Raw genomic sequence first — 6500 nt, forward strand, 5'->3', positions numbered from 1 at the left:
ATATTTATTCATATGAATACAGTATAATGAAGGTGAATCCCCTTGCATCAACGAGGGACGGGAAATGGGGAAAAGAATATGATCAAAATCATGGCAGATTCAACGTGCGATTTATCCAAAGATGTGATCGACAAGTATGACATTGGTGTGGCTCCGCTGAACATTGAGATCGAAGGCGCTAATTACCGGGATAAAGTGGATATTACATCGGAGGAATTTTTTAACCGCCTGCCGGCTATGGAAGAATTGCCCAAGACGGGGGCACCGAGTCCGGAAGCCTATCTGAACATCATCGAAGATGCGATCGACAAGGGAAGCAAGGAAATTTTATGCATCTGCATGTCGAGCGGGACCAGTGCCTCTTTTCAGGCGGCTGAGATTGCCAGAGATTCCTTTTATGAGACTTACCCGACTACAGACGTGAAGATCAAGGTGATTGATTCCTGGTCCATGAGTCACGGCAGCGGCTGGCTGCTCATGAAGGCGGCCGAGCTTCGGGAAGCTGGGCAGTCTTTCGAGGAACTGGTGGACTTCTGTGAAGCACACAGGCGGCGCGTGAAGCATTATTTGTGTGTGGATGACCTGCACAATCTGACCAAGAGCGGACGCATATCCAATACGGGCGCCTTTATCGGCAGTCTGCTGAAAGTAAAGCCGATCATGAGTATGAAAGATACCAAGGGGGCGATCGTGGCGAAAGTCAGAGGCACCAAAAAGGCTCTGGAATACTACGTCACTGAATTTCAGAAGCGCTATGATTCCGAACTGACGACGTTCATCATTATCGGCTATTCCAATGACCGCCGGATTGCCGATGAGCTGAAAGCCAAAATTGAGAGGCAGTCAGACTTTAAAGGAGTCATCCATATTATGCAGATGGGTGTGGCCGTGGGGACCCATGTCGGCCTGGGCGGTCTGTCGCTCTTTTTTATGGAGAAAGCCGGCAGTTAAGCGGGTATCAGCTTTCAGGCAGAAGCCTGAGAGCTTTTTTCTTGTCCAGCTTGAGGAGTAAACAAAATGCTGTCTGTCTGCTGAATAACTTGGACAGAAAAGAGATAGGCTGTTTATTCGGTTGAGATGCTGGATATGGTACACTATTTAGAGATAACTAAAACAATTTTAGCAAAAAGGAAAAGGAGTAACGGCAGGCAACTGTCTGAAGGGGGACAAAATGGATATCAAAGATATTGCCAAGCTCGCAGGCGTTTCGACAAAGACAGTCCAGCGGGTACTGAACGATTCACAACATGTCAAAAAAGAGACCCGTGAACATATTCAGCACATCATGTCTGAACACAATTACTATCCGAATGTCTCAGCCAGGCGTCTGGCCAAAAAGAAGACACAGACGCTTGGGTTATTTATTGTGCAGGATCCTAAAAAAGACAATATCTATGCCGATGACTTCTTCTACAGCTCAGTGATCAGTCAGATGATCACGTCAGCCGGGGACAGGGGCTACAAGATGCTGGTCACAACGACGTCTGTCGAGGATGCGTCGCCTATTTTAAAATTATACCGTGAAAAAAGCATTGATGCTGGGATGATCATCAGCTGGTCCGATATCCAGGAAACGGTAGATAAAATTTTGGATTATGGCTACCCGGTCGGGGTGTTTGACCAAAATAACCTGCCGGAAAGAATGGAAAAGGTGCCGGTGCCGGAGCTGCTCAATAAAGAGTCGGCTTTTGAGGCGACAAGACATCTGATTTCTTTGGGGCATCAGTTGATTGGGATCATTGCTGGAGAGGCGACCAATCAGGCTGCTCTGGAAAGGCTGGAAGGCTACACGTCTGCAATGGCAAGAGCCGGTCTGGAAGCCGGTCCGTATTACCATGGGACGTTTGTGGAAGCATCCGGTGAGGAGGCAGTCAGAAGCTGGATCAGTGAAGAGACGCTGCCGACAGCCATTTTCTGCTCGAATGACGAAATTGCAGTTGGTGCTCTGAAGGCACTCAAGCAGCATGATATTAGTGTGCCTGATCAGGTCTCCCTAATGGGCTTCGATAATATCAAAATAACGGAATATACGACTCCTACACTGTCCACCATGCATGTGCCCCGGGTGGAAATGGCTGATCACCTGGTAGAACAGATGATCAGCCAGGCGGAAGGATCTGAATCGGTGAAAAAAAAGTATTTTACCGCTTCTCTTATCGAGAGGGGATCGACGGCCGGTCCAAGGCGCAAGAAGGATAGCAGCGATTAAGATTAACATTTTCTGCCTTAAAATATTCATCAATTTCAAAAAAGAGCTTGCTATTCTCAGCGGGCTCTTTTATAGTTAGATCACTTAATGTCCGGCGTAGGACAAAACTACGAATTGGGACCTTAAAGGGTGTTTTTCCCGCCGTTTCAAACTTTATTGAAAGCGATAACATAATCGGCAAATGTTTTGCTGGGACAGAACCAGGCAGATCGACCGGACTTCCGGGAAGAGAACAGAAAAGCGGGCCTTACCCCGGGCCAAAGACTAAACAAGGATGTGATCATTTATCTGATGGGCAGACCCATCACTGTTTTCTGACTTTGAATATAAATTACTTATCCATCTGCAGACCAACCTTACCCAAACATAGGAGTGAATCTATAGTGACCAAATCATCAAAGAAATTTAAAACGCTCTGTCTGGCTTCCATCCTCGTACTGAATGCTGCAGGCCCTGCGGCTTTAAGTGTAAGCGCTAACTCAGACAACCCCCAGATGGCTGCAACGTCCAGCTCGCAGACAATCCATTCCATGCAGGCCACGAGTCCCACGACCATTACAGCGGGGATGGACGGGAGTATCGGCTTCACATTCCCTAACTTCAATAATGGCGCCTCTTTTGAATCCGTGGCAGACGATGTCGATCTGCTGGTCGAACAAAATGGCGAATGGATTTCCATCGACAACAACGCTTCAAGCGGCTGGGTTTATGATTCGAATTTTGGAAATTTCTGGGATGGACCGGGCGGTTACTGGTTCAATCCTGTACAAGAGACAATGAATCTCAGAGTCGCTTCGAAGTCCAATCCGTCTGTTTATGTCGAATACACTTTTGTAGTCATTCCGGCTAATACACAGCTGATTACATCAATGGCTGCATCCGGGCCGACAACACTGGATGTTTCTCCTTCTGGCGGAACTGGCTTCCAGTTCCCGAATTTTAATGGCGGCGCAACATTTAAGGATGTCCAAGGTGATGTCGCTTTATTTGTGAAACAAGGCGATGATTGGGTTTCGATTGATAACAATGCAGGCAGTGGCTGGGTTTATGACAACAACTTCGGCAATTGGTGGGAAGGGCCGGGCGGCTACTGGTTTGATCCGGTAGAAGAAACGACCAGTGTCCGTATTGCTTCCCGCACTAGTCCGGACGTCTTTGTGGACTATACATTAAGAGTCACCCTTCCCAACAGAAACAGCCACCGCCTTTCAAACTTTGACGGCCGGGCAACTTTTGAAGCTGACCGGGTAGGTGCAGTGGGCATCCCGATCCCCCGCATCGACGGCGGCTATGCGACTAAAAGCGAAGTAGACAACTTTGTCTACGAAGTAATGGTGGACGGGGAATGGGTCAACATCCTGGAAACGCAGACCACTGGCTTCAGTTATTCCGCCAGCGGCTACAATAGAAATTCCTCCGCTACACAATGGGGTTACTGGACAGATCATATTTTCGGCCTCTGGTTCCAGCCGCTGCAGGAAGATGTCGATTTCCGTATCGGCTATCCGCTGGATGGTGAAAAAGGCGGAGATATCGGCGACAACTACGTGCAGTATAAATTTGTAGGCAATCCAGATGCCCATCGGCCGGACAATGTGGTTCTGGACGATATTTCAGTCGGGACCTCAGAAGATCCAGCGCTGGAGGGCTGGGACCTGGTCTGGCACGACGAATTTGAAGGTGATCAGCTGGATGAAAGCAAATGGAACTATGACACAGGCTACTACCTGAATGATGACCCGGGCACATGGGGCTGGGGGAATGAAGAGCTCCAGCACTATACGGATAGCGAAGACAATGTTTTTGTCGAAGACGGCAAGCTGAATATTGTGGCTTTTGAAGATCCGAAATCTTTCCCTCAGGATCCGGAACGTGAAGCTCAGTATGCTTCAGGTAAACTTACCACACAGGACAAGTTCAGCTTCACATACGGACGTGTGGATTTCAGTGCCAAACTGCCTGCTGTAACGGGTGCATGGCCGGCGCTATGGATGATGCCGAATGACGATGTCTATGGCGGCTGGGCCTCTTCTGGAGAAATCGACGTCATGGAAGCCAGAGGACGAGTACCGGGATCAACGAGCGGTGCCATCCACTTTGGCGGCGAATGGCCGGGCAATACCTACATTGAAGGCAAGCATTACTTTGACGAGGGTGTCGGCATCGATACTGACTTCCATGTCTACAGTCTGATTTGGGAAGAAGACATGCTCAGTTGGTATGTTAACGGCGAGTTCTTCTTCAATGTATCCAAGGAAGAATGGTTCTCGGCAGCAGCCAGAGAAAACCCGACCGCACCTTTTGACCAGGATTTCTACTTGATTATGAACCTGGCCATTGGCGGCTGGTTTGACGGCGGACGCGTACCGGATGCAGATGAACTGCCGGCTTCCATGCAAGTGGAGTACGTAAGGGTCTACAGTGAACCGGAACCGGAAATTATTGCAGTCAGCGGGATAGAGCTTAACCGTTCAGCAATCGAGCTGACGACTGAAGGACAAAGAAGTAGTCTGCAGGCAGCGGTTCTGCCGGCAGAGGCGACCAATAAACGCGTCAGCTGGTCTTCTAGTGATGAAAGTGTCGCTACCGTAAGTGGGACAGGTGTGGTGACAGCAATCGCCAATGGTGAGGCTACAATTACCGCCACAACGGAAGACGGAAAATTTGTCGATACGGCTGAAGTCATCGTTGACATCATTCCTCAGCTGACAAAAGAGCAAATGTTCCCGCTTAAAAATGGCGACTTCAGCGACGATTTAGCGCATTGGTCAGCCTTGAGTGCAGTTGATGGCGAAAGTTTTGTTGAACAGGTTCAGGTGAACCGTGGACGCGCAGAACTGGCTATTCCAGCACTGGGATCAGCTCAGGCAGATGCGGTGCAGTTCAAGCAGACTGGTCTGAATCTGTACGAAGGAGAAGAGTACTTGCTTTCCTTCGATGCTCAGTCAACGCTCACTAGAGACATGGAACTGCTTCTGGAAAATAGTGGAGGACAAAACGTCTTTGAGCAACGCTTCACACTGTCAGCAGACGAGCAGCGCTATAGCACGTCCTTCACAGCAACGGCCGATGAAGTGGTCGATTTGACCTTCTTGCTGGGACAGTACGCGGACTACAGCGAGCACGCTGTTTCTTTTGATAATGTGATACTGGAGATCAAAAATCCCGCCATTAATCAGATTAAAAACTCTGATTTCAGCAATGGATCAGCTTCATGGGACTTATGGTCCGATGTTGGTGCAACGTCTGCTGTCTCTGATGAAAAGCAGCAGATTACGATTCCAACTTTGGGCAGTGAATTCTGGAGCGTGCAGTTCAGCCAGGCAGGCTTCCGCCTAGAAGAGAACACAGCTTACCGACTGGTCTTCGATATGTCCTCGACTACGGGACGCACAATCGATGCCATTATTGAAAGCAACAATTTTGACAAATACCTGTGGGAATCGGTCACTGTAGACGAAAATACGGGTACTTACGCACTAGAATTCACGCATACGCATGGAACAGATCCAGCAGCCAAGCTGGTATTTGCCTTAGGTAAAGTTGACGGGCAGGAAGCCATCGGAGAACATGTTGTCGAGATTGATAATGTTTTCCTCTATGAAATTCCCGCTTTTTCGGCAGGAGAATCCGGGGAACCAGCTGAACCGGTTGTACCGAAAGAGGGATACGGTGTCGGATCAATCAAGGAAAACTCTGTCGAATTTTATGTCAATAATGCACCTTGGGCCATTCTACACTATATTAAAAATGGCGAAGGACAGCAAAATGTCATGATGGATCCCGTTGCAGAGAATTATTCTGTCTTTAATATGGATGTTGAACAAGGAGATATTATCAGATACTGGTTTACCTATGGTCTCACTGAAGGACAGCAGGATGAGTATCCAGCGCAGCTGTATATTCATGACTTCCAAGCAGATGCTGAAGAGCCAACCGATCCTTCTGATGAGGACGAGGATGTAGAGGATCCAACAGACCCAACCGATCCGTCAGAAGACGAAGAAGAAGATGACACAACCGATCCATCAGAAGATGACGAAGAAGATGACGCAACCGATCCAGCAGAAGACGAAGAAGAAGATGACACAACCGATCCATCAGAAGATGACGAAGAAGAAGATGACGCAACCGATCCGTCAGAAGACGAAGACGATGATGACGCAACCGATCCGTCAGAAGACGAAGAAGAAGATGACGCAACCGATCCGTCAGAAGATGAAGAGGATGACGCAACCAATCCGTCAGAAGATGACGAAGAAGAAGACGTAACGGATCCGTCAGAAGACGA

The 6500-nt window shown here is 48.6% G+C and carries 3 protein-coding genes; all 3 read left to right on the forward strand.

Annotation, left to right across the window (positions count from 1 at the left end):
- Positions 1-78: 78 nt before the first annotated feature.
- A complete protein-coding gene (locus ADIAL_RS06325; RefSeq protein WP_034301441.1) occupies positions 79-951 on the forward strand; it encodes a DegV family protein in 873 nt (290 codons plus the stop codon).
- Positions 952-1171: 220 nt separating this feature from the next.
- The gene (locus tag ADIAL_RS06330) at positions 1172-2209 is read left to right on the forward strand and encodes a LacI family DNA-binding transcriptional regulator (RefSeq protein WP_034301444.1); all 1038 of its coding nucleotides are present in this window, start codon (positions 1172-1174) and stop codon (positions 2207-2209) included.
- A 383-nt stretch (positions 2210-2592) separates the two neighbouring features.
- The coding region (locus ADIAL_RS11080) for a carbohydrate binding domain-containing protein (RefSeq protein WP_051503769.1) at positions 2593-6500 on the forward strand (3908 nt) is incomplete at its 3' end.

It is taken from the genome of Alkalibacterium sp. AK22 (genome assembly GCF_000585255.1).
GTDB lineage: Bacteria > Bacillota > Bacilli > Lactobacillales > Carnobacteriaceae_A > Alkalibacterium.